Genomic DNA, 21,402 nt, shown 5'->3' on the forward strand with positions numbered 1-21,402 from the left:
ACAATGACGATCTGGGTTCTTTTCGCGGTGATGACGACCGCAGCGACTGCCATCCTGCTTCATCCGCTTTCGATCTGGGGCCGCAAGGCGGTGAGCGCCAAAGCGGATGCCGGAAAGGTCTACCGCGACCAGCTTTTCGAACTCGACGAGGATATCGCCTCCGGACGCATCTCGCCGGACGAATACGAATTGGCTAAAGCAGAAACGGCGCGGCGTCTGTTCAAGGCTGTGGATAACCGCCGGCCGACGCAGAGCGCGCAACGCTCCGGCAGATGGCTGAAGCACGGGATAGTCGCGTTCTTGCCCTTGCTCAGTATCGCTCTTTACATCTCGCTCGGTTCCCCCGATCTCCCCTCTCGTCCCTTGGCGGCAAGGCTTGCGGAGCCAGGCGAGGATCTCGCAATCCTCGTGAAGAAGATGGAGGATCACCTGGCCGGTCCCGAGGACGGGCGGGCATGGGACGTTATTGCCCCCGTTTACCTTAGGATGGGCCGGGTCGATGATGCGGCAAAGGCGTATCGAACCGCCATTCGGCTGGACGGAGCCGATGTGCCCCGCCTGGAAGGGCTGTCGGAAACGCTCATGGCCACCTCAAATGGCATAGTGACGGAAGAGGTGCTCTATGAACTCAAGCAGATCCTCACGCTTGAGCCGAACAACCCGCGAGCGCGTTTCTATATTGCTTTGAGCCTGGAGCAGGCCGGCCAGCCGGATGCGGCGCGCACCGCCTTCGAGGCGCTGGCGAAGCAGTCGCCGGTCGATGCACCCTGGCTGCCGCTGGTCAACGAGCATATCGCCAAGAATGGCGGCGCGGCGGTCGCCTCTGCAGCCGAGGCAGAAGCCCGGCCTGTTGCCCAGCCGCCCGTTCCGGGCGGCCCGACGGAGCAGGATGTGGCGGCGGCTGAGACGTTGAGCACCAGTGACCGTCAGCAGATGATCCGCACCATGGTGGAAAGCCTGGACGCCAAACTGAGCGCCGATCCCGACAATTTCGAGGGCTGGATGCGTCTCGTCCGCTCTTACGCCGTCTTGAACGACAAGGATCGCGCCGCGGATGCCCTGAAGCGCGGGCTTGCCGCCTTCCCGGCCTCGGGCGATCAGGGCAGGCAATTGCTGGCGCTGGCCAGGGAATTCGGCATCGCCACGGAAGGCTCGGTGGCCACGGAAGGATCGGTTGAATGACGCGCAAGCAGAAACGCCTGGCGGTGATTGCCGGCGGCATGAGCTTCATCCTCGTCGCCGTGCTGCTCGTCATGTTCGCCTTCAGCCAGTCGGTCGCCTATTTCTACATGCCGGGCGATCTCGCCAACAACCCGGTGGCACCAGGCACCCGCATCCGCCTCGGCGGCCTTGTCGGAGCGGGCAGCGTCGTGCGCGGCGAGGGTTCGGTGGTGCGCTTTGCGGTGACCGACCCGAGCGGTCAGATCGTCACTGTCCGCTACCAGGGCATATTGCCGGACCTGTTTCGCGAGGGGCAGGGGGTGGTGACCGAGGGCAGGTTCGAGACCGGCAGCAATGTCTTCACCGCCGATACCGTGCTGGCCAAGCATGACGAGACCTACATGCCCAAGGACGTGGCCGACAGGCTGAAGGCGCAGGGCCTGTGGGAAGAGGGCAAGGGAGCCGGACAAGGCGAGGCGACCAAGGGCGAGCAGGCAAAGGGCAAGGCGGCGGTAGTTGAAGGCCAGGAGGCCCAGGCGCAACAGACAAAGGCCCAGCAAACGAAGGCGACGCCATGATCATCGAGATCGGTCACTATGCGCTGGTGCTGGCGCTCGCAACCGCCATCGTCCTGTCGCTCGTGCCGGTCATCGGTGCCAGGCGCGGCGATCAGGCGATGATGGATGTCGCGCCCTTGGGCTCCGTCCTGCTCTTTGCCCTCGTCGCCTTCTCCTTCGGCGTCTTGACCTATGCCCATGTCGTCTCCGACTTCTCGGTCGAGAACGTCTGGGAGAATTCGCATTCGCTGGTGCCGCTGATCTACAAATATTCCGGCGTCTGGGGCAATCACGAGGGATCGATGATGCTCTGGCTCTTGATCCTGTCGCTGTTCAGCGCCTTGGTCGCGATCTTCGGCCGCAATCTGCCCGATACGCTGAAGGCCAACGTTCTCTCGGTCCAGGCCTGGATCTCGGTCGCCTTCATCCTCTTCATCCTGCTCACCTCCAATCCCTTCGTCCGCCTCGATCCGGCCCCTGCCGAGGGCCGCGACCTCAACCCGGTGCTGCAGGATATCGGGCTCGCCATCCATCCGCCGCTGCTCTACCTCGGGTATGTCGGCTTCTCCGTCTGCTTCTCCTTTGCCGTCGCCGCCCTTCTCGACGGCCGTATCGATGCCGCCTGGGCGCGCTGGGTGCGGCCCTGGACGCTGGCGGCTTGGACCTTCCTGACGCTTGGCATCGCCATGGGCTCCTACTGGGCCTATTACGAACTCGGCTGGGGCGGCTGGTGGTTCTGGGACCCGGTGGAGAATGCCTCCTTCATGCCCTGGCTTGCCGGCACCGCACTCTTGCATTCGGCCCTCGTCATGGAAAAACGCGAGGCCTTGAAGATCTGGACGGTGCTGCTCGCCATCCTCACCTTCTCGCTGTCGCTGATCGGCACCTTCCTGGTGCGCTCCGGCGTTCTGACCTCGGTGCATGCCTTCGCCAGCGACCCGAGCCGCGGCGTCTTCATCCTCTGCATCCTCCTGATCTTCATCGGCGGGGCCTTGTCGCTGTTTGCCTTCCGCGCGCCGCTTCTGTCGGCAGGCGGGCTGTTTGCGCCGATCTCGCGGGAGGGGGCGCTCGTCGTCAACAACCTGATCCTGACGGTTGCCTGCGGCACGGTGCTGACCGGCACGCTCTATCCGCTGGTGCTGGAAACGCTGACCGGCGACAAGATCTCCGTCGGCGCGCCCTTCTTTAACCTGACCTTCGGCCTGCTGATGGCGCCGCTTCTGATCGTCGTGCCCTTCGGGCCGCTGCTTTCCTGGAAGCGCGGCGATCTGCTCGGCGCCCTGCAGCGGCTCTATGTCGTCGTCGGTCTCGCTTTCGCCGCCGCCCTCGTCTTCTTCTATCTCGAACATGGCGGCCCGGTCATGGCGGTGCTCGGCCTGGCCGCCGGCCTGTTCCTGATCCTGGGCGCGGTGGCCGACCTCTGGTATCGCGCCGGCATCGGCAAGGTGAAGGCGGGTATCGCCTGGCGAAGGTTTTCCGGCCTGCCGCGCTCGGCCTTTGGCACGGCGCTTGCCCATGCCGGTCTTGGCGTCACCGTGCTCGGCATCGTCGCGGTCACGACCTTTGAGACCGAGCATGTGGTCGAGATGAAGCAGGGCCAGTCGACGGAGGCCGGCGGCTACGGCATCGTCTTCGACGGCATGCAGCCGGCGACCGGCCCGAACTATACCGAGGATCGCGGCCATTTCTCGATCCGCCGCGGCGGCGCCGAGATTGCCGATGTCTGGTCGGCCAAGCGGCTTTATACCGCAAGGCAGATGCCGACGACGGAAGCCGGCATCCTGACCTTCGGCCTCAGCCAGCTCTATGTGTCGCTCGGTGACGCGACGAAGGACGGCGGCATCGTCGTGCGCATCTGGTGGAAGCCGTTCATCCTGTGCATCTGGGGCGGGGCGCTGATCATGGCGGCAGGCGGCTGCGTCTCGCTGACCGACCGGCGTCTGCGTGTCGGGGCTCCGAGCCGTAAGGCGAAGGCCAAGGCAACTAAGCCGGCAGCACCGGTCATGGAGCCGGCGGAATGATCGAGCGTCTCCTGCTTGCTCTGGCCCTGATGTTGGCGGCCGCCCCGGCCTTCGCCGTCAATCCGGACGAGATGCTCGCCGACCCCGCCCTCGAAGCGCGGGCGCGAACATTGTCGGCGCAACTGCGCTGCATGGTCTGCCAGAACCAGTCGATCGACGATTCCAATGCCGATCTCGCCCGTGACCTGCGCCTGCTCGTGCGCGAGCGCATCACCGATGGCGACAGCGACGAAGAGGTGCTGAACTATATCGTCTCGCGCTATGGGGAGTTCGTGCTGCTGAAGCCGCGCTTCAGTGTGCGCACGCTGCTGCTCTGGGGTGCTCCCGTGCTGCTGATCCTCGCCGGCGGAGCTTCGCTCGTCGTCTTTGCCCGCAAGCGAGCCGGCAAACCCACCGGCAGCAGGCTCACCGCCGAAGAGCAGGAGAAGCTCGCCGAGTTGCTCGATCCGATACCGCGACTTTGATGGAGGTCAAGGTCGATCCGCCAGCGCCGTCTTACTCTTACCGCACCAGATGTTTCCGAAAAGGAAGGTGCGAGCATGCAGGCCAAGGACATTATGACGAGCAATGTGGTTTCGATCAGCCCTGAGGCGGGGGTTCGCCACGCCATCGCGGTGATGATGCAAAACAACATTAGCGGGCTGCCCGTGGTTGATGACGAAGGGCGGATCTGCGGGATCTTGACCGAGGGCGACCTGCTGCTGCGTCGCGAGATACGGCTTGCCCCGCGCGCTACGCGCAACGCGGAAGTCACCTCCGATGTCGATCTGGACCGCTACATCCGCGGCAATGGCTGGTCCGTCAGAGATATCATGTCACGCGACGTCATCGTCGCCAGCCCTGACAGCGAGGTCTCCGACATCGCGGAAAGCCTTGAGGTCCATCGTATCAAGCGCATTCCGATCGTCGACGACGGACGGCTCGTCGGGATCGTCAGCCGGCGCGATATCCTCGCTCTAATAACCGATGCGCCGACGCTCAGGTTGCCACGCGAGGATGACGCGATCCTGCTCGCGGTTCAAACACGCCTCAAATACGATCTCGGGCTGACGCCACAGAAGATCCGCGTTTCTGTTCGCAATGGGCAGATCACGCTCGACGGGAATGTGGAAACTGAACTGCAACGCCGTGCCGTGCTGGCGCTCGTCGAAAATCTCGGGTCAGGAGGTTGTCTTGATCGGTTGCAGCTTGTCGCGGATTCGGATCCGGAAAAGCGGTCGCAACCGGCTTGAGGTCAAGTCGTCAAGCCAGCTGTAGATGCGGGCCAGCTGGAGATGCGGGCTACCGGTCAGCTGCCGGTAGCCAATGCCCTGTCGAGAGCGGGACCAAGGTCGGTCGACAGGGTCTTTTCGTCGAGAGGGCCGACCTGCTTGAAGAGGATGCGGCCATTGCGGCCGATGACGAAGGTTTCCGGTACGCCGTAGACGCCCCAATCGATCGCCTCCCTGCCGGTCGGATCGACGCCGACGGCAGCATAGGGGTTTCCGTTGTCGCGCAAGAAGGCGAGAGCGTTGCTGCTGTCATCCTTGTAATTGATGCCTATCAGCTTGATCCGCGGGTCCTTCGACAGCCGCATGAGCGCGCTATGTTCCTGCCGGCAGGGAATACACCAGGACGCGAACACGTTGACGATCGCGACCTGGCCGGAGAGCCCACTATCCTGAAGTCCGGGAGACTGCAGACCGGCAAGCGGCGGCAGATCGATTGCCGGATGTGCCTGACCGATGAGTGCGGAGGGCAGGGCGGAGGACGAATATCCTTCCGCCGCCTCCCGATAAAGAATGCGCCCGGCAGCTCCGGCAACTGCCACAAAGACGAGCAGCGGCACGGCGGCCAGAACATAGCGGCGCACCTAGCGGACCTCGTGACGCGCGCGATGCCTGGTCTTCGCCACCACCTCGACCTGCCGGCGATAGGTGCGGCCGCGAAACCAGGTCATCGCGCTCATGGCGATCATGACGGCGAATGCGACCGTATGGGCTGCCAGCACATAGTCCTGATGGGTCATTTCAATTCTCCCTTTGCATTGCGGCCCGTGCGGCCAAGCGATGATGCGACATGAGTCTCCGCCGCCAGATCTCGTTCCTGATCGAAGCCACGTGGAGGGTGAAGAAGAGTGTCGTGAAGGCCAGCCCCATGGTCAGGAGCGGGCGAAAAAATTCGACGTCCAGAACGGGCCCATTCAGCCTGAGCACGCTTGCCGGCTGATGCAGGGTGTTCCACCAGTCGACGGAGAACTTGATGATCGGAATGTTGACGAAGCCCACGACAATGAGAACCGCCGTGACACGGGCGGCGCGCGTTGGTTCGTCGATCGCGCGGTTGATCGCCAGTAGGCCGAGATACATCAGGAAAAGCACGAACATCGAGGTCAGGCGCGCGTCCCACACCCACCAGGTTCCCCACATCGGCTTGCCCCAGAATGCGCCGGTGACGAGCGCCACGAAGGTAAAGGCGGCGCCGATTGGCGCAGCAGCGCGCGCGGCGACATCGGCAAGCGGGTGGCGCCAGACCAGAGAGCCGACAGCGTTTGCGGTCATCACCGTATAACAGAGCATTGCCATCCATGCTGCCGGGACATGGACATACATGATCCTGACAGTCTCACCCTGCTGATAATCGACATCGGAAACAAAACTCAGATAAAGTCCAATAGCAAAACAGAGGGCAGTGACGATCGAGAGTCCAGGCAGGACCCGATCGGCCAGTTCCAGGAATCTGGTGGGCTGCGCAAGCTTGGCGATGTCATCTTTGACGCTTTCGACATAGGTCATGGCCCGCTCTAGCGCCCAATGCCGTCAGATTAATTGACCGGGATCAAACTGCGACCATTCATGCGGTCGTGCGTCTCTCATTTCGCTTTCCTGCTATCACAGTCTGAGCCTCGGCCGCGGGTCAGCAGGCTCAGCGCGACATATTGTCGAGGCCTTCTGACGCGGCACGCTTCGGCGGAACCGGCTGATAATTGATCGCGGTCAAAGACGATTGCCGCGCAAATGCCAAAAGGGAGACATTCCAGTCCAGGAGACCCTCACCTTGATGATTGCCGCACACGACCGATCCGCCGCTCCGCCCGCCGACGTGACTGCGGGCTCCACACCGCAGCCGCGGAAAAAGAAGCCTGATGTCTCCGGCCTCGTCCGGTTGCTGCCCCTGCTGCGGCCTCACCGGGGCTTGGTGCTCTTGGCAGTGATCTCGCTCGCGGCCGCTGCGCTGATCTCGCTTGCGCTGCCGATGGCGGTCCGCCGGATGATCGATCATGGTTTTGGACAGTCCGACGGTGGCTTCATCAATAGCTATTTCCTGATGCTTCTTGCGCTTGCTATCGCGCTCGCCATAGCAAGCGCCTGCCGCTATTATTTCGTCACGACGCTTGGCGAGCGCATCGTCAGCGATCTGCGTGTGAAGACCTTCCGAAATGTGACGCGGCTGCCGGCAAGCTTTTTTGACGCCAACAGATCCGGCGACATCGCATCGCGACTGTCCGCGGATGCCGCACAGATCAAGTCCGCATTGAACCTCGCCGCATCGGTGGCCCTGCGCAATTCGCTGCTGTGCCTGGGCGCGCTGGTGATGATGTTCGTCACCAGCCCTGGACTTTCCGCCATCACATTGGGTGCCATTCCGCTCGTGATCGCGCCGCTCGTCCTTTTCGGTCGCTCGGTCCGCAGAAAATCGCGGGCAGCACAGGACGCTCTTGCGACCGCATCCGCTTTCGCGAGCAAAATGATCGCCGGAAGCCGGACGGTGCAGGCCTTCAACGGGGAGGCAGCGGCGAGCGAAAGATATGCTCGTGACGTCGAGGCGTCCTATCGCAGCGCCGTCTTTGCCGCCCGCTCGCGTGCGCTCTTGACCGCTGTTGCCATTGCCCTGATTTTCGGAAGCGTCGTCGGGGTTCTCTGGATCGGCGCGCATAACCTGCTTTCCGGGACGCTGTCGGCGGGGAGTCTGAGCCAGTTCCTGCTCTATTCCGTCATTGCGGCAGGGTCGCTGGGCTCGCTCTCGGAGGTCTGGGGCGAACTGGCGCAAGCGGCAGGCTCAGCCGAACGCCTTTTCGAACTGCTCGATGAAGATGCCGGCGAGAGCGAGCCGGCATCGGGTGCTTCGCTCGACCAGCCCGCAAAAGGCGCGATCGAAATCCGGAACCTGCATTTCGGCTATCCGGGCGCTCCGGACAGGCAAGTTCTCACGGGCCTGTCGATGAGCGTGCGGCCCGGCGAGACAGTCGCGCTTGTGGGTGCTTCCGGCTCGGGCAAGAGCACGATCTTTTCGCTCCTGCTCGGTTTCTACAAGGATTATTCCGGCGACATTTCGCTCGATGGCTGCGATGTGCGCACGATCCCCACCGCTGCAGTTCGAGGGGAGATTGCCATCGTGCCGCAGGACGTGACCATCTTCGCGGCGAGTATCGCAGAAAATATCAGTCTCGGACGACCCGATGCCTCGCAGGACGAGATCGCGGCGGCGGCCACGACGGCGAGAGCGCACGGGTTCATTTCCAAACTGTCGGAGAGCTATCGCACCGTGGTCGGCGAGCGTGGGCTCACCCTGTCTGGCGGCCAACGGCAAAGACTTGCCATCGCCCGTGCTGTCCTGAAGAACGCGCCGATCCTTCTGCTGGACGAGGCCACGGCATCTCTCGACGCGGAAAACGAAATGCTTGTGCAGAGGGGGCTCGACGAATTGATGTGCAACCGCACGACGATCGTGATTGCGCATCGGCTTGCCACGGTGCTCAAGGCGGATCGAATTCTGGTGATCGACGGCGGCCGCGTGATCGAGGAGGGGACGCACGCCACGTTGATCCGCAAGGGCGGCGCATATTCCAAGCTTGCTGAACTGCAGTTCGACCTCTCGGAAGCTGCGACGCTCAAGGATGACGCGGCGTGAGCGTTGTTCCAGTCGATCGCCCAGGAGGTTATCTGCTCGCCGTCCCCAGAGACAGCCCGCATCCCTTGAGGGCCGAGATCGATATCGAAGATCTGCGAGCTGAGAAGATCAGCATCGCGTCAGATCTGCCGGCCGATTTTCTCCTACGCGAGATCCAGCAGTGTTCTGCCGAGTAAGGCGAGGGACAGCGCTTCGACCGTCTTGCCGACCTGGCGCGGGCCAATCAGCGCAACAGCGGGTTGGTATCGATCAGTTCGTTTAATTCGGCTGTTATTCGACGCCCAATCATCCTTGCATTTATGGAGAATTACTCCGCAATTGCAAGGATGATTCCGGTGATTCCGGAAGCCGCCTTCGAGACGTGCTTGTTCGGTTGGTGGTTGCTACACCCAGTTCTCAGTTCTAACGCCGGGCATGCGAACGAACTCACGCATGTTGTTGGTGACGACGATCAGCCCTTCGGCACGGGCATGACCACCAATTTTCATGTCGTGGGGGCCACAAGGAGTGCCGGCGCGCTCCAGCTCTGCCCGGACCTGTCCATAGTGCGAGGCCGCCTTTTCTCCGAACGGGAGAACTTCCAAGCGCGCCGCGAAATGTTCAATGGCTGTCAAATTCTCAATGCGACGAGCGGATTTCTCGGCGTCGTAGTACAGTTCTGCGAGCGTGATTGAGGATATGCAAAGCTGCTCGGCCCTGACGGTCATCACTGGCAATGGCGACGAGCCGGAGCCTGCGCCGATTTGCGACTTGCTTGCGACCATCGTGTGATGCGAGCTCCGCCCGGCGCAGGGTGCGGCGCAATTGTCGTTTTGCTTCCAGGCCATTGGACTAATTTCGGGCGCGTAATGCTATCCGGCAAACCACGCCGTGTTCAGAACGTGGCACAAGGGCAATTGGTATATTGGCTGTTCGACTGTGAGTAGGTTGACAGAATTGCGCTTTTCGATGAGAACATAAAGCGAACGAATTGGAAGGTGAGTACTCATGATACGTTTCGCGCCGAAGATACAGCAGGACGTTGCTCCGGCAATCGAAATTGCAAAGTCGAACGTCAAAAGACCATCCGACATTGAGCTATCGGACATTTCCACTACTGCCGCAAAGAGCGGGACCGACAGGATAGAAGGGCAGGCTGCCACGACGATATCAGGGCCTGCGGAGCCTGCCGCGCAACTGCTTGAGTTGTCAGGGGAGCTCCCTGCGAAAGGCAGAAAGACGGGTTCTAGGAAGCGCAAAGAGGTAACAAGCCCCAAACAGCTCGAAATCAGCAATCAGGGTCACGATCAAAGCGCTGGCGATTTGCTACTCGACCTCTGACGATAGACGTCAAACATCGGTCCCGAAGGGCGTCGGCGTTTTTTGATCCTCCCTGGATTTTTCTGGGCTCACGCCGCTTCCGCGGTAGGACCTGCGACCGATTCCATGTTGCAAAGTTCATCGATAGTCTGGCGCCGACGGATAAGCCGGGAATTCGTCCCGTCGATGAGATATTCGGCAGCGTGAAGCCGGCTATTGTAGTTCGACGACATGGACGCGCCATAGGCACCTGTTCCATGGAAAACGAGTAAATCGCCGACCTCAGCAGGAGGGAGCGACCGTGTCTCGACCACGCCATCCGCCCCTTGCGTGAATACGTCTCCCGATTCGCAGAGCGGGCCGGCGACGACAGTAGGGCGCAGCTCAGATGGGCTGAGGCTTCGGCCATCGCGCGGCAGTACCGAGATCTCATGATAGCTGCCATAGAGGGCAGGGCGCATCAAGTCGTTGAAACCTGCGTCAACGAGGGTGAAGTGATTTCGGCCAACCTGCTTGGTGGCGCGGACTTCGGCCAGCAGCAGGCCGGCTTCAGCCACGAGGAAGCGCCCCGGCTCGATCTCAAGGCGCACCGTGTGGCCGAGCCTGCTTTCTGCTTGCCTGCGCACGCTGTCCCACAAACTGAAATAATGTTCGGTATCGATCGCCCTGTCCCCGTCGCGATAGGGAATTGACAGGCCGCCGCCGGCCGAAATTGCCTCGACATCGTGATCCAGTTCGCTCAGCAGGTCGGCCATCGCGTGACAGACCCGTTCGAGATGGCCGTAATCGACGCCGGAGCCGATATGGAGATGAAGCCCGACGAGATGCAGGTGATAGCGGCGAACCAGTTCAACAGCTTGGCTAAGCTCAGCATGCCAGATGCCATGCTTGCTGTTTTCGCCACCCGTATTTGTCTTGTTGCTGTGGCCGTGGCCGAAACCCGGATTGACGCGAAGCCAGACGCGGTGGCCGGGCGACAGCTCCCCGAGCTGGTGCAGCATGTCGATGGAGCCGATATTCACCTCTACCTTGTCGTTGATGACGCGGCGCAAAGTCGGGCGGTCGAAAATATCGGCGGTGTAGACGATGCCCGCCGCACCTGAGACGGTCGGGCTGGCGGAAAAACCGGCCCGCTGTGCGCGATCGATTTCGCCGAGGGACACAGAATCCACAAGCACACCCGCCTGGCGCATGAGTGAGAGGATGTGGATGTTGGAGCACGCCTTCTGCGCATAGCGGATCACATCAAATGCCTGAAGCTGTCTTATCCGATCGCGGATCGTCGGAGCGTCGTAAACCCATAAGGGCGTCCCGTGCTCGTGAGCGAGAGCAGTGAGGTCATTGGCAGAGATGATGGGCATGGCGTTGGTTGTCCATATGGCGGCCCTTCGAACCGAAGGATCGTTTCAAGTTGGGCAATGCGGTTTTCACACACGGGTTGACCACGAAGCCGGGCATATGAAAAATATCAATATTTCTAAACTGTATTCAGTTCTGATATGAGGCAGGCATGGCTGTTACCCTCCGGCATATCGAGGTCTTCAGGGCTGTGATGACGGCAGGCAGCGTCACGGATGCGGCCGCGATGTTGAATACCTCCCAACCGACGATCAGCCGGGAGCTGGCGCGGTTCGAACATCTTATCCAGGTGAAGCTCTTTGAGCGTGTGCGCGGCCGGCTCCGCCCGACGGCACATGCTCTGCAATTGTTCGAGGAGGTGCAGCGCGCTTATTTCGGGCTGGACAGGATCATCAGCGCGGCGACGTCGCTGCGCCAGTTCGAACAGGGACAGCTCTCCATCGTATGCCTGCCGGTTTTTTCTCAATCGCTCCTGCCGCAGACTTGCCGATGGTTCATCAAGCGGTTCCCGAACGTGGGCATCAGTATCGTTCCGCAGGAGTCGCCTCTGCTGGAGGAATGGCTGTCGGCGCAACGCTACGACTTCGGACTGACGGAGGTCGACCATGCCCCCCAAGGCACGGATATAACCCCACTCATGAAGCTCGACGAGATCTGCGTGCTGCCGGACGGTCATCCGCTTCTTGAAAAGGCCGTTCTCTCACCAGGCGATTTCGACGGGCAATCCTTTGTCAGTCTGTCGGCGACGGATAGCTACCGGCAGCAGATCGATCAGATTTTTCGAAACGCCGGCATCACGCGGCATATGGTCATTGAGACCCATAGCGCAGCATCCGTCTGCTCCATGGTACGCGAGGGAATTGGACTGGCCATCGTCAATCCCCTAACGGCCCTGGATTATGCGGGTCACCGTGTTCGTCTTCGCCGGTTGTCGTTCTCGATCCCGTTTTCCGTCAACATCGTGCGGCCGATCCATCGGCCACCGTCACAACTGGTCGATATTTTCGGGGCCGATTTGGCCCGGCAAGCAGGGTTGATCGAAGCCCGGCTTGCCGCCCTCATTGATCCCCAATGACGTCGTGGAGGCAGACCAGGTCGGGCGGGTCACCGATGCTCCGTCACGCATAACTAGTTCAGCACCGGTTCGCCAGCGGTGATGCGCTGCTCACCTTCGTCAAACAGGTGAACGGCATCATGGAGCGGAGCGATCCGCAGCACATCGCCAGGGGCCGCCCTGATCCGCTCCCGAAAGACGCAGCTGATCGTCTGCGTGCCAAGACGCGCAATCACCAATGTCTCGGATCCTGTCGGCTCGACGACGGCTGTTGTCACCTCGATGCCGTTGGGGTCGAGCGTGATGTGCTCGGGGCGAATGCCGTAGGTGACGGCGCCGGAAGGGTGCCGCTCGCTCGGCAGGATAAAACCGTCTGCCGTCCGGAAACCTTCATTCGTCATGTTCCCCTTGATGAAGTTCATGGCCGGAGAGCCGATGAAGCCGGCGACGAAGAGGTTGTTCGGGCGGTCGTAGAGTTCGAGCGGCGAGCCCGACTGTTCGATCACGCCGTCCTTCATCACGACGATCTTGTCGGCCATCGTCATCGCCTCGATCTGATCGTGCGTGACATAGATCGTCGTGGTCTTCAGCCGCTGATGCAGTTCCTTGATTTCGGATCGCATCTGGACGCGCAGCTTGGCGTCGAGGTTCGACAGGGGCTCGTCGAAGAGGAAGACGGCAGGATCCCGAACGATGGCGCGACCCATCGCAACACGCTGCCGCTGGCCGCCTGACAGTTGCTTCGGATAGCGTTCGAGAAGCGCCTCCAGGCCGAGGATCTTGGCGGCATTGCCGACACGTTGATCGATCTCCGTCTTCGGCATGCGCTTCAGCCGCAACGAGAAGCCCATATTCTTGGCGACCGTCATATGCGGATAAAGGGCGTAGTTCTGGAACACCATGGCGATGTCGCGATCCTTTGGCGCCAGCTCATTGACGATATGCTTGCCGATCTGGATCTCGCCCGAGCTGATGCCTTCCAGTCCGGCGATCATTCTGAGAAGGGTGGATTTGCCGCAGCCCGAGGGACCGACGAGGACCACGAACTCGCCGTCGCGGATATCGACCGATACGCCTTTGATGGCTTTGAAAGCGCCATAGTCCTTGCGTGCATTGTTCACTCTAACATGAGCCATCTTTGTCCTCCCGGGTCGCGCTCAAAGCGTGTTCAAGACGTTTCTCAGGTAAGCGAGGCCGAGGCGTTCGCCCTCCTTTCTGGCCTCGAGATCCTTGCCCGGCCATCCGTAGGCGGCGTCCTCGTGCTCGATCGAAAGTGTGCCGTCGAAGCCGTTGGTCCGCGCCTGGCGCAGGAAACGCTGCCAGTCGAGAAGGCCCTGGCCCGGCAGCGTATACTGCCACCAGCCCTTGCCGTGATAGCCGACTGCCTGCTGCACGGCCGCATCGATTGCGGTATCCTTGGCATGGAGAATGGCAATGCGATCCTTGACCGCGTCCATCGCGGCATAGGGGTCTACGCCGATGCGGATGAGGTGCGACGGGTCGAATTCAAGACCGAAGCGCCGGTCGGGAATCCGCCTGAAGAGTTCCTGCCAGCCCCTCGGCGTGGTTGCGATGAAGTTGTCCTGAGGCCCCGGCCAGTTTTCGATCGCGAAGACGAGGCCGCTTGACGTCGTCCTGCTGATCAGCCGATTGGCGAATTCGGCAAAATCATCGTAATTGGCTTCGTCGTCGGCACTATCATCACGTCCGGGAAAGATCACGAAGATCGGCACGCCCGCTTCGCCGATCGCCTCAGCAAATTCCTCCGTGCGGGTGCGAAGCTCGCCGCGCTGGCCGCTATTGGCATCAAGCTGGTTGCCGAAGTAGGTGATCGAGGAAACGAAGAGGTTATGGTCGCGGGCAAGTGCCACAGCAGCCCGCACCCTGTCCGGCGTCTTGATATGGCCGCCGACATCGATTTCGATCGCATCGAAACCGGCAGAGGCAGCGAAATCCACCACCTCCTCAAGCGGCCGGTCGTTGAATGTCGATGTATAAAAACCAATTCTCATCAATATCCTCCCAGCGGTCCTGCCGGCTGTTTTAATTGTTCAAGCGATCCATGAATTTGAGAGGCGAGCGGGTGCGTTGCACGGCGTCGGCGGATGCCAGCATCAGGGCCGCCGCCATTGGCATCGCCGCAGCACCGAGTGCTGAAGCGTCCTCGCCGATCGAAGCACGATGCAGCGAAGGCAGAGTGTTGTCTCCGGCCGTCAGATGTTCGTGAACGTAGCGCAGCAACTCGTCGATCATACGGATCGGCAGTCGGCCGCCGATGATGATGGCGTCGGGATCGACGATCATGCCGATATGCTTGACCGCAACGGCAAGGGGAGCGCTCATTTCCTTCAGCCACTTTGACACAAGGGCTTTGCCGCGGGCGTCGAGCGTCAGGAGGTCCTGCGGCACGCTCGCATCGACGCCGTGCTCTGCAAGGAACTTGTAGAGGAAAAATATCGTCACCATCTCGCCAAGAAGATCGACCTTGGGGGCGGTCTTGTCCCGGTTGTCGGCGATCGGCAGCCAGCCGATTTCGCCGCTCAGCGCCATGGCGCCGCGATGTCCATTGCCGTCGAGCACCAAGCCACCGCCCAGACAGGCATTAATGGCGATATAAAAGAAGCTGCGGCTTTCCGCGCCGAGGCCATAGTCAAGCTCGGCAAGCGCTGCGGCATTGGTCTCATTTTCAATGAAGACCGGATGCTGCGTCAGGTTTTCGAGTGCTGCGCGCACATCGAATTCCGTCCATTCGGAATAGTCGTCAGGCATGCCGAGGAAAGGAATCTCGCCAAGCCAATCCGGCATCGCAAGCCCGATGCCGGCCAGATGCGCGTCGTCGATCAGCCGGCTTCGCTGAAAATGCGATATGGCATCGGCCGTCAGCTGCATGAATTCGGCCGGACGGACGTAGCGCTTTTCGTGGTGCACGCGGGCACGCACGTTGCCGACGGCATCGACGGCGACGATCGTCAGATGATCGCGATCGATATTGATGCCGATCGCGAAAAACGCGTCGGGGTTGATCTCAAGCTCGATGGCCGGCTGCCCCCTCAGCCCGTGCCGTCGGCGCGCCTCGATGATCAGGCCTTCGTCCAGCAGACGATCGACGATCCGGGCGATCGCCGGCTTGGTGAAGCCGGTCTGTCTGGCGATTTCGGCACGCGAAATCGGCGCCTGCCGATGGACACAACGCAGCACGACGGCTCTGTTATGCTCGCCTGCATCCTCGACATTGGCCCCCGTCAGATCAGGAGACAATCTGGCGCCGGTCATCTGGTTCATGGTCGGGATCCTCTATCTGCCACGGACACGCAAACCGACCTTACCCTTTCACCGCGCCACTGGTCATGGCGCCGAGGATCAGCCGCTGGAGCGACAGGAACGCCACGATCGCCGGCACGACGGAAATCAGGCAGGCGGCCGCAAGCAGCTGGATGGACGAGTCGGTCTGCATGCCGCGGAAGTTAAAGATTCCGACGCCGATCGGCATCAGGTCATTTTTGGTCAGCAGCAGGAAAGGCACCAGAAATTGCGACCAGCCGGCAATGACGGTGATGATGAAGACCGAGGCGATCCCCGGCGCCGACAAGGGCAGGATGATGCGCCAGAAGACCGAGAAGCGGTTGCAGCCGTCGATCATGGCGGCTTCGTCGAGGCTGCGCGGAATGCCGTCGACGGTGCTCTTCAACAGCCAGGTCGCCAGGGGAACGCCGAGTGCGATATAGACCATGACGACGGCGAAATGCGTGTCGAGCAGGCCGAGGCGGTTCATGTAGCGGTAGAGCGGCACCATGATGACGAGCGGCGAGATCATCTGGAAGAGCAGCAGCCCCATCATCGAGAGGCCCTTGCCGCGGAACTGGAAGCGAGAGAAAGCGTAAGCGGCGGGCAAGGCGACGATCAGCACGCCGAGCCCGCTGAGTGCTGCGAGCTTCAGGCCGTTCCAGAGATAGATCGGGAAGTAGCTGTTGTTGAGTACGGTGATGAAATTCTGGATGGTGGGATTGTCGGGAATATAACGCGCCGCGCCGCGATAGACCTCGCGCTTGTCACGCAGCGCCATCGACAGGAGATAGGTGAGGGGACCGGCGAAGAAGATGAACATCACCAGCATGAAGAGATAGCTCATGGCATCGCCGAGCCGTGTTCCGGTGCGTCCGCTCATTGCTCTTCCTCCTTCGGCAGGAACGATGCGTAGACGAAGGCGAGCCCCAGGCTGATGATCAGCATCAGCACGGAGAGCACGCTGCCGCCGGAGAGATCGTAGTTTCGGAACACGATGTTGAAGACGTAGAGCGAGATCACCTCGGTCGCGCGTCCCGGTCCGCCGCCTGTCAGCGTGATGATCGCGTCGAAGGTGTTGACCGTCTGGATGGTGATCAGGATCATGTTGACGAGGATGGCGGCGCGCAGCTGCGGAAGTGTCACGAAGAAGAACTGCTGCGAGGCGCTGGCGCCGTCGACCTCGGCGGCTTCGTAGAGCGAGGGATCGATCGATTTCAGCGCCGCATACATGACGACCATGGAAAAGGCCGTACCGCGCCAGATGTTCGAGATCAGCGTCGACCACGGCGCCATCGCCGGGTCCGAAAGCCAGGCAACAGTCGGCATGTGCATGAGCCTCAAAATGCTGTTCAGCGCGCCATAAGGCGCTTCGGAAAACAGCATCTGCCAGATGATGCCACCTGCTATACCCGGAACGACCCAGGCGACCAGCGCCGTCGTCCTCAGGATCGTGGTGCCGAACAGGCCGCGCTTTTCGCCGCGGATGACAGTGACAGCGACCGCCAGACCGAGAATCTGCTGGCCGATGACGCTGCCGCCGACGAAGATCAGCGTCGCCCAGAGAATGTCGGGCAGTTGCGGCGAGCTGAGCGCATTGGCGATCGACCCCAGCGTATAGTCCTGGTTCTCGCCGATCAGCGTCGCATTGGTGAAGGAAAGCCGAAAAACGTCGATGACAGGATACAGGTAGAATATGCCGATGACGACGATCACGGGCATGATCCAGGGCAGGGGCGCACCGGCGAACCGACGCATGAACGTTCTGCTTTGAGGCGGGCTGTCAGCCTCGATGGCAATAGGGCTCATTGGCTTCTCTGTCCGGGTTTGGCACTGTCGACGGCGCCTGGGACCAGGCGCCGCCGCGGTCGGAAGCGTTGAAAACGCCCGGGATCAGAGACGCTTGTAAGCCTCCATCGCCGCGCTGAAGGCGGCGTCCAGGGCTTCTTCCGGTTTCTTCGTTCCCGAGAGCACGTCGCCCATCATGATCTGGATCTGGTTCGAGATTTCCGGATAGATCGGCACGCCGGGACGCGCCTGGCCGTCGACCAGCGCATTGGCGAAGGTCTTGTTGGCTTCCGTCGAGAAGACCTCATACTTGTCGAAGAGCGACTTGCGGGTCGGCAGCTGCTGTTGCAGCGCGTTTGCCGGACCCATATAGACGTCGCGGGCAAGATTGGCGCACATTTCCACCTTGTCCTTGTCCTTGCTGAAGGACGCGATCGTCCATCCGCCGGTGCCTGTGGAACGCTGATCGGCGGTCGGGCCGGGGATCGGCGAGAAGGTCCAGTTCTTGAATTCCTCTTCGTCGAGGGTCGCCTTCAGCTGCGCATATTGCCAGTTGCCGCCTATGAAGAGCGCCGTCGTCGCCGCTGCTGCCGCCGCGTTCATGTCATCGTAGTTGGCGATGGTGGTAACGCGCTTCGGCGCCGCGCCGGAATCGACGAGATCCTTGAAGTAGTTCAGCGCTTTTAGGAATTTCTCCTTGTTTTCGCCCTCGCCGAAGACCGGCTTGCCGGAATCGTCGACGAGCTTGCCGCCGAGCGCCCAATAGTTCGCCAGCCAGTCGAAGGTGGTGCCTTCCCAGCGCCCGCCGTTGAAGAGGACGCCTTCCATGCCTTCCTTGGTGGAGGCTATAGCGGCCTTCTTCAGATCGTCCCAGGTCTGCGGCGCGTCGGCTACAACAGACTTGTTGCGGTAGAGGACGCGAAGGTCCGTATCCCACCACCAGGCGCGGATCGTCTGATCCTTGTCGGTGATGCCGCTGCGGATGAAGGGGAAGAGATCGTCGACTTCTTCCTTGGAGAAATAGGGCGTGAAATCCGCCAGCACTTTATTGACCATGAACTGCGAGAGCACGAAGGAGTCGACGGCGGCACAATCCGGCGCATTGCCGGCCTTGGCCTGCTCCAGCATCTTGGCCTGTTCCGTGCCGATGTCGGAGGACATGAACTGCATCTGCAATTTCCAGTCCGGGTGTTTCTTTATGAAGTCGACAAAGAGCTTCTGGTAACCCTCTGCGATGTTGGGGTCGGAATTGTTCGGACTGTCGTTCGTGAGCCGAACCACAAGGGTTTTTGGCGCATCTGCAGCGCCGATCCTGTCCTTTGTCGCCAGCTCTTGGGCAAATGCGGCAGGCACTGAAAATAACATTGTGCTCAGCGCTAATGCGCTGACGAACGCTCTCTTCATGATGGGTCTCCTCCCCATTTTCAACGGATACAGCCTGGTGGTCGATTGACCTCTCCTCATTTCCATGCTGCATTAATTAGATTAAGTTACTTTGATTTGATGTCAAGCCGCAGCTTGGGAGGATTGAGATGCCGGCGACATTCAACACAAGTTAGCGGACCGCCGCCGCACGTCCAGATCACAAAAAATCCAACCACTCCGGGCATCCGCGATGGCGTGGAGAGGTTTTGCCTCGGCTACGTGAGGTGGCCGAACCTGACATCTATGGAGGATCCGATGCGCTTACTCATTCTCGGCACTGGCGGTATGGCCAACCAGCATGCTGCAAATTTCAAGGCGATCGAAGGCGTCAGCGTGGTGGGCGGGGTCGATGTCGTTCCCGAACGGCTGGCGGCCTTTTGCTCGGAGCACGGCATTCCCAACCATTTCGGCACTCTGGAGGAGGCGCTGGCCTGGGGCGAGTTCGATGCCGTTGCCAATGTCACTCCCGACCGCATTCACCACCCGACGACGCTTCAGGCGATTGCGGCGGGCAAGCATGTCTTTTGCGAAAAGCCGCTGGCGACGGATGCCGTCAAGGCAATGGAAATGACCGATGCCGTCGAAAAAGCGGGCAAGGTCGGCATGGTCAACTTCACCTATCGCAATTCGCCTGCGCTGCAGAAGGGCCGGCAAATGGTCCTTGCCGGCGAGATCGGCGAGGTGCGACATGTCGAGGCATCGCATCTGCAGAGCTGGCTCGTCGGGCGTCATTGGGGCGACTGGAAGAGCGAGAGCAAATGGCTGTGGCGCCTCAGCAAGAAGCACGGCTCGAACGGCGCGCTCGGCGATATCGGCATCCATATCGTCGATTTTGCGTCCTATGGTTCGGGGCTCGATGTCGCCCACGTCTTCGCGCGGCTGAAAACCTTCAACAAGGCTCCGGGAGACAAGATCGGCGAATATGATCTCGATGCGAATGACAGCTTCACGATGAATGTCGATTTCACAAACGGCGCGATCGGCACCATCCAGGCGACGCGAACGGCCGCCGGCCAGCTGGATCAGCTGCGTCTCAGGGTCTATGGCGAGACCGGTTCGATCGAGATGATCTACGACACCGGGAAGTCGACGCTTCGCGCCTGCCTCGGCGAAGATGTTCACACCGCAACATGGCGCGACATCCCCTTCGATCCGGTCGAAACGAACTATCAGCGCTTCGTGCAGGCCGTCAGGGCAGGCAGAACGCAGGAACCTTCGTTCCGCAGAGCGGCGAATATCCAGAAAGTGCTCGACAAGGCGCTTGCCTCGGATGCCAGCCACACAGACGAGGCGCTTGCCTGATCCGCTAAGCCGGGGTCAGGCGGAAACCGGCGGCAGCAGGGTGTTGAGGAAGGGCAGCAATGCCGCCCCCAGCGCCACGCCGCCGCCGCTGAAGCTTGCCGGCTTCATCGGCGAAATCCAGGGCGTCAGGAATGGTCGTTTGGATGTGTCGCGGCGTTCGACGGAAAGCTGGTGAATCAGTGCTTCGATGACGCTTCGCGGCAGGTCGCCGCCGATCATGATGACACCTGGCGCAATGAAGCCGGCCATCGCGATGATCGGGTCGAGCAGGTGGCTTGCGGCATCACGGATCCACTGCGTCATTTGAGGGGAAGACGGCTCCTCGCCCGCGATGAGCCGTTTGAATTCCTCATCGCCGACCAGCGCACGCAGGGCGCCGAAGCCGACCACGGTGTTCAGCCTGACGTTGTCGGGGCCGGTCAGCATGTCGCCAATGCTGCCTGCGCGTCCATGCACGCCGGAATACGGAATGCCGCGGACAAGGAAGCCAGCCTGCACATCCTGGTCAATGATGATCATCGCCAGTCCGCCTTCCGGGGCAGGCGCGCCGATGGTGCGCTCAGCGAGCAGGCTTGCGGTGCACTCGTTCTCGACGTGGCTGCGCAGAAGCGTCGACGTTGCGTCGAGTTCATCGCTTTCCTCTGCGCTCCAGTCATTTGACCCGATTCCCAGGCCGATGATCGGCAGGTCGGCATGCCGCCCGATGATGTTCTTGGTCACCGAAAGGATTGACGGCACGCGCGTTGTCGGGGCGAGGGGAAAGTACTCGCGATCATGGACCTGACCACTGAGATCGATCAGGACGGCCTCGCCCCGGTTTTGGCGAACCCTGAGACCGATCGAAAACGCGCCTTCGGGCCGCAAGGCGAATTCGGTAGCGGTTGCGCTGTTGCCTGCGCCAGTGCGGCGATGCGACGTCACCAACCCTCCGTCGCTGAGACGGCGCAGAATGTTGGTGATTCCAGGCCCGGTAAGACCGGAATGCTGGCCGAGTTCCATGCGGGTCAAGGGACCGTGCCGGCGGATCGCCTCCAGGATGACGCGGATATTTCTGTCGGCGATTTCTCCCGATCGCAGACCGATTGTTTTACTCCGCGTAACGGCCGTTTCCTCTGCCTGACGTCGCCGCGGCCCGGATCGAAGATACCGCATGACCGTCTTCCCTAAGCACCTGAATGCTTGTGTATCACAGCCAAAACTCTCGCAACTTATTTCTTGGGTGCTTGACGTGAAAACAAAGTTACTTAATCTAAGAGCGGCCACG

At 61.1% G+C, this 21,402-nt stretch carries 22 protein-coding genes; 10 read left to right on the forward strand and 12 right to left on the reverse strand.

The window, feature by feature from the left end; genetic code table 11:
* Positions 1 to 3: 3 nt before the first annotated feature.
* The 5 genes from ccmI to ACK9YZ_RS23725 all read left to right on the forward strand — a co-directional run bounded on the left by ccmI (position 4) and on the right by ACK9YZ_RS23725 (position 4,971).
* Positions 4 to 1,182, forward strand: a complete 1,179-nt coding sequence (gene ccmI / locus ACK9YZ_RS23705) for a c-type cytochrome biogenesis protein CcmI (RefSeq protein ID WP_416067808.1) — start codon at positions 4 to 6, stop codon at positions 1,180 to 1,182.
* Positions 1,179 to 1,739, forward strand: a complete 561-nt coding sequence (gene ccmE, locus ACK9YZ_RS23710) for a cytochrome c maturation protein CcmE (RefSeq protein ID WP_416067809.1) — start codon at positions 1,179 to 1,181, stop codon at positions 1,737 to 1,739. The genes ccmI and ccmE overlap by 4 nt, the downstream gene beginning before the upstream one ends.
* The gene (locus tag ACK9YZ_RS23715) at positions 1,736 to 3,739 is read left to right on the forward strand and encodes a heme lyase CcmF/NrfE family subunit (RefSeq protein WP_416067810.1); all 2,004 of its coding nucleotides are present in this window, start codon (positions 1,736 to 1,738) and stop codon (positions 3,737 to 3,739) included. The genes ccmE and ACK9YZ_RS23715 overlap by 4 nt, the downstream gene beginning before the upstream one ends.
* Positions 3,736 to 4,203 carry a cytochrome c-type biogenesis protein CcmH gene (locus tag ACK9YZ_RS23720; RefSeq protein WP_416067811.1) on the forward strand — a complete coding sequence of 156 codons (468 nt, stop codon included), beginning with the start codon at positions 3,736 to 3,738 and terminating at the stop codon, positions 4,201 to 4,203. Before ACK9YZ_RS23715 ends, ACK9YZ_RS23720 begins: the two co-directional genes overlap by 4 nt.
* A gap of 75 nt (positions 4,204 to 4,278) precedes the next feature.
* On the forward strand, positions 4,279 to 4,971 hold the full coding sequence (locus ACK9YZ_RS23725; RefSeq protein ID WP_216759407.1) for a CBS domain-containing protein: 693 nt from the start codon (positions 4,279 to 4,281) through the stop codon (positions 4,969 to 4,971).
* Between the two features lie 56 nt (positions 4,972 to 5,027).
* Here the strand turns inward: ACK9YZ_RS23725 and ACK9YZ_RS23730 are convergent, their stop codons facing one another.
* Genes ACK9YZ_RS23730 through ACK9YZ_RS23740 form a run of 3 tightly spaced genes read right to left on the reverse strand, consistent with a single transcriptional unit; the run spans position 5,028 to position 6,513 of the window.
* Complete coding sequence (locus ACK9YZ_RS23730) at positions 5,028 to 5,591, reverse strand: DsbE family thiol:disulfide interchange protein (protein ID WP_416067812.1); 564 nt, start codon at positions 5,589 to 5,591, stop codon at positions 5,028 to 5,030.
* Positions 5,592 to 5,747 (reverse strand): heme exporter protein CcmD, encoded by a 156-nt coding sequence (locus ACK9YZ_RS23735; RefSeq protein ID WP_416067813.1) that lies wholly within the window; start codon positions 5,745 to 5,747, stop codon positions 5,592 to 5,594. It lies immediately after the preceding gene.
* A 1-nt stretch (position 5,748) separates the two neighbouring features.
* A complete protein-coding gene (locus ACK9YZ_RS23740) occupies positions 5,749 to 6,513 on the reverse strand; it encodes a heme ABC transporter permease (protein WP_416067814.1) in 765 nt (254 codons plus the stop codon).
* Positions 6,514 to 6,778: 265 nt separating this feature from the next.
* Between ACK9YZ_RS23740 and ACK9YZ_RS23745 the strand changes: the two genes are divergently transcribed.
* Together ACK9YZ_RS23745 and ACK9YZ_RS23750 are read left to right on the forward strand one after the other, a co-directional pair.
* Positions 6,779 to 8,629 carry an ABC transporter transmembrane domain-containing protein gene (locus ACK9YZ_RS23745; RefSeq protein WP_416068490.1) on the forward strand — a complete coding sequence of 617 codons (1,851 nt, stop codon included), beginning with the start codon at positions 6,779 to 6,781 and terminating at the stop codon, positions 8,627 to 8,629.
* Complete coding sequence (locus tag ACK9YZ_RS23750) at positions 8,626 to 8,805, forward strand: hypothetical protein (protein WP_416067815.1); 180 nt, start codon at positions 8,626 to 8,628, stop codon at positions 8,803 to 8,805. Before ACK9YZ_RS23745 ends, ACK9YZ_RS23750 begins: the two co-directional genes overlap by 4 nt.
* A 207-nt stretch (positions 8,806 to 9,012) precedes the next feature.
* On the opposite strand, the gene ACK9YZ_RS23755 is transcribed toward ACK9YZ_RS23750, so the two are convergent.
* Positions 9,013 to 9,393, reverse strand: a complete 381-nt coding sequence (locus ACK9YZ_RS23755) for a type II toxin-antitoxin system VapC family toxin (protein ID WP_416067816.1) — start codon at positions 9,391 to 9,393, stop codon at positions 9,013 to 9,015.
* A gap of 223 nt (positions 9,394 to 9,616) precedes the next feature.
* Here ACK9YZ_RS23755 and ACK9YZ_RS23760 point away from each other — a divergent pair, with 223 nt between their 5' ends.
* Complete coding sequence (locus ACK9YZ_RS23760; RefSeq protein WP_416067817.1) at positions 9,617 to 9,949, forward strand: hypothetical protein; 333 nt, start codon at positions 9,617 to 9,619, stop codon at positions 9,947 to 9,949.
* Between the two features lie 68 nt (positions 9,950 to 10,017).
* Here the strand turns inward: ACK9YZ_RS23760 and lysA are convergent, their stop codons facing one another.
* The gene (lysA, locus tag ACK9YZ_RS23765; protein ID WP_416067818.1) at positions 10,018 to 11,289 is read right to left on the reverse strand and encodes a diaminopimelate decarboxylase; all 1,272 of its coding nucleotides are present in this window, start codon (positions 11,287 to 11,289) and stop codon (positions 10,018 to 10,020) included.
* Positions 11,290 to 11,480: 191 nt separating this feature from the next.
* On the opposite strand from lysA, the gene ACK9YZ_RS23770 reads away from it, so the two are divergent.
* Positions 11,481 to 12,362 carry a LysR family transcriptional regulator gene (locus ACK9YZ_RS23770; protein ID WP_416067819.1) on the forward strand — a complete coding sequence of 294 codons (882 nt, stop codon included), beginning with the start codon at positions 11,481 to 11,483 and terminating at the stop codon, positions 12,360 to 12,362.
* 53 nt (positions 12,363 to 12,415) lie between these two features.
* Here the strand turns inward: ACK9YZ_RS23770 and ACK9YZ_RS23775 are convergent, their stop codons facing one another.
* From ACK9YZ_RS23775 to ACK9YZ_RS23800, 6 genes are all read right to left on the reverse strand, one after another.
* Positions 12,416 to 13,477: an ABC transporter ATP-binding protein gene (locus ACK9YZ_RS23775; protein ID WP_216759402.1), complete on the reverse strand. Its 1,062-nt coding sequence runs from the start codon at positions 13,475 to 13,477 to the stop codon at positions 12,416 to 12,418.
* Positions 13,478 to 13,498: 21 nt separating this feature from the next.
* Positions 13,499 to 14,353 carry a sugar phosphate isomerase/epimerase family protein gene (locus ACK9YZ_RS23780; protein ID WP_416067820.1) on the reverse strand — a complete coding sequence of 285 codons (855 nt, stop codon included), beginning with the start codon at positions 14,351 to 14,353 and terminating at the stop codon, positions 13,499 to 13,501.
* 31 nt (positions 14,354 to 14,384) lie between these two features.
* Positions 14,385 to 15,623, reverse strand: coding sequence for an ROK family transcriptional regulator (locus tag ACK9YZ_RS23785; protein WP_416067821.1), 1,239 nt, complete (start codon positions 15,621 to 15,623; stop codon positions 14,385 to 14,387).
* A 40-nt stretch (positions 15,624 to 15,663) separates the two neighbouring features.
* A complete protein-coding gene (locus ACK9YZ_RS23790; protein ID WP_216759399.1) occupies positions 15,664 to 16,506 on the reverse strand; it encodes a carbohydrate ABC transporter permease in 843 nt (280 codons plus the stop codon).
* Positions 16,503 to 17,432 carry a carbohydrate ABC transporter permease gene (locus ACK9YZ_RS23795; protein ID WP_183748017.1) on the reverse strand — a complete coding sequence of 310 codons (930 nt, stop codon included), beginning with the start codon at positions 17,430 to 17,432 and terminating at the stop codon, positions 16,503 to 16,505. The genes ACK9YZ_RS23790 and ACK9YZ_RS23795 overlap by 4 nt, the downstream gene beginning before the upstream one ends.
* An 84-nt stretch (positions 17,433 to 17,516) precedes the next feature.
* Positions 17,517 to 18,815, reverse strand: a complete 1,299-nt coding sequence (locus ACK9YZ_RS23800) for an ABC transporter substrate-binding protein (RefSeq protein ID WP_216759397.1) — start codon at positions 18,813 to 18,815, stop codon at positions 17,517 to 17,519.
* Positions 18,816 to 19,091: 276 nt separating this feature from the next.
* On the opposite strand from ACK9YZ_RS23800, the gene ACK9YZ_RS23805 reads away from it, so the two are divergent.
* Positions 19,092 to 20,138, forward strand: coding sequence for a Gfo/Idh/MocA family protein (locus ACK9YZ_RS23805; protein ID WP_416067822.1), 1,047 nt, complete (start codon positions 19,092 to 19,094; stop codon positions 20,136 to 20,138).
* 15 nt (positions 20,139 to 20,153) lie between these two features.
* Here ACK9YZ_RS23805 and ACK9YZ_RS23810 read toward each other — a convergent pair whose 3' ends face one another.
* On the reverse strand, positions 20,154 to 21,290 hold the full coding sequence (locus tag ACK9YZ_RS23810) for an ROK family transcriptional regulator (RefSeq protein ID WP_416067823.1): 1,137 nt from the start codon (positions 21,288 to 21,290) through the stop codon (positions 20,154 to 20,156).
* Between the last annotated feature and the right edge of the window lie 112 nt (positions 21,291 to 21,402).

It is taken from the genome of Rhizobium sp. ZK1 (genome assembly GCF_047782645.1).
Classification (GTDB): domain Bacteria; phylum Pseudomonadota; class Alphaproteobacteria; order Rhizobiales; family Rhizobiaceae; genus Rhizobium.

Coding starts and splice junctions, on each gene's coding strand:
- ACK9YZ_RS23740 (WP_416067814.1), bottom strand. CDS start 6,513: ATGACCTATGTCGAAAGCGTCAAAGATGACATCGCCAAGCTTGCGCAG.
- ACK9YZ_RS23745 (WP_416068490.1), top strand. CDS start 6,779: ATGATTGCCGCACACGACCGATCCGCCGCTCCGCCCGCCGACGTGACT.
- lysA (WP_416067818.1), bottom strand. CDS start 11,289: ATGCCCATCATCTCTGCCAATGACCTCACTGCTCTCGCTCACGAGCAC.
- ACK9YZ_RS23755 (WP_416067816.1), bottom strand. CDS start 9,393: ATGGTCGCAAGCAAGTCGCAAATCGGCGCAGGCTCCGGCTCGTCGCCA.
- ACK9YZ_RS23780 (WP_416067820.1), bottom strand. CDS start 14,353: ATGAGAATTGGTTTTTATACATCGACATTCAACGACCGGCCGCTTGAG.
- ACK9YZ_RS23810 (WP_416067823.1), bottom strand. CDS start 21,290: ATGCGGTATCTTCGATCCGGGCCGCGGCGACGTCAGGCAGAGGAAACG.
- ACK9YZ_RS23760 (WP_416067817.1), top strand. CDS start 9,617: ATGATACGTTTCGCGCCGAAGATACAGCAGGACGTTGCTCCGGCAATC.
- ACK9YZ_RS23725 (WP_216759407.1), top strand. CDS start 4,279: ATGCAGGCCAAGGACATTATGACGAGCAATGTGGTTTCGATCAGCCCT.
- ACK9YZ_RS23800 (WP_216759397.1), bottom strand. CDS start 18,815: ATGAAGAGAGCGTTCGTCAGCGCATTAGCGCTGAGCACAATGTTATTT.
- ACK9YZ_RS23805 (WP_416067822.1), top strand. CDS start 19,092: ATGCGCTTACTCATTCTCGGCACTGGCGGTATGGCCAACCAGCATGCT.
- ACK9YZ_RS23770 (WP_416067819.1), top strand. CDS start 11,481: ATGACGGCAGGCAGCGTCACGGATGCGGCCGCGATGTTGAATACCTCC.
- ACK9YZ_RS23790 (WP_216759399.1), bottom strand. CDS start 16,506: ATGAGCGGACGCACCGGAACACGGCTCGGCGATGCCATGAGCTATCTC.
- ccmI (WP_416067808.1), top strand. CDS start 4: ATGACGATCTGGGTTCTTTTCGCGGTGATGACGACCGCAGCGACTGCC.
- ACK9YZ_RS23735 (WP_416067813.1), bottom strand. CDS start 5,747: ATGACCCATCAGGACTATGTGCTGGCAGCCCATACGGTCGCATTCGCC.
- ACK9YZ_RS23785 (WP_416067821.1), bottom strand. CDS start 15,623: ATGAACCAGATGACCGGCGCCAGATTGTCTCCTGATCTGACGGGGGCC.
- ACK9YZ_RS23720 (WP_416067811.1), top strand. CDS start 3,736: ATGATCGAGCGTCTCCTGCTTGCTCTGGCCCTGATGTTGGCGGCCGCC.
- ACK9YZ_RS23775 (WP_216759402.1), bottom strand. CDS start 13,477: ATGGCTCATGTTAGAGTGAACAATGCACGCAAGGACTATGGCGCTTTC.
- ACK9YZ_RS23795 (WP_183748017.1), bottom strand. CDS start 17,432: ATGAGCCCTATTGCCATCGAGGCTGACAGCCCGCCTCAAAGCAGAACG.
- ACK9YZ_RS23715 (WP_416067810.1), top strand. CDS start 1,736: ATGATCATCGAGATCGGTCACTATGCGCTGGTGCTGGCGCTCGCAACC.
- ccmE (WP_416067809.1), top strand. CDS start 1,179: ATGACGCGCAAGCAGAAACGCCTGGCGGTGATTGCCGGCGGCATGAGC.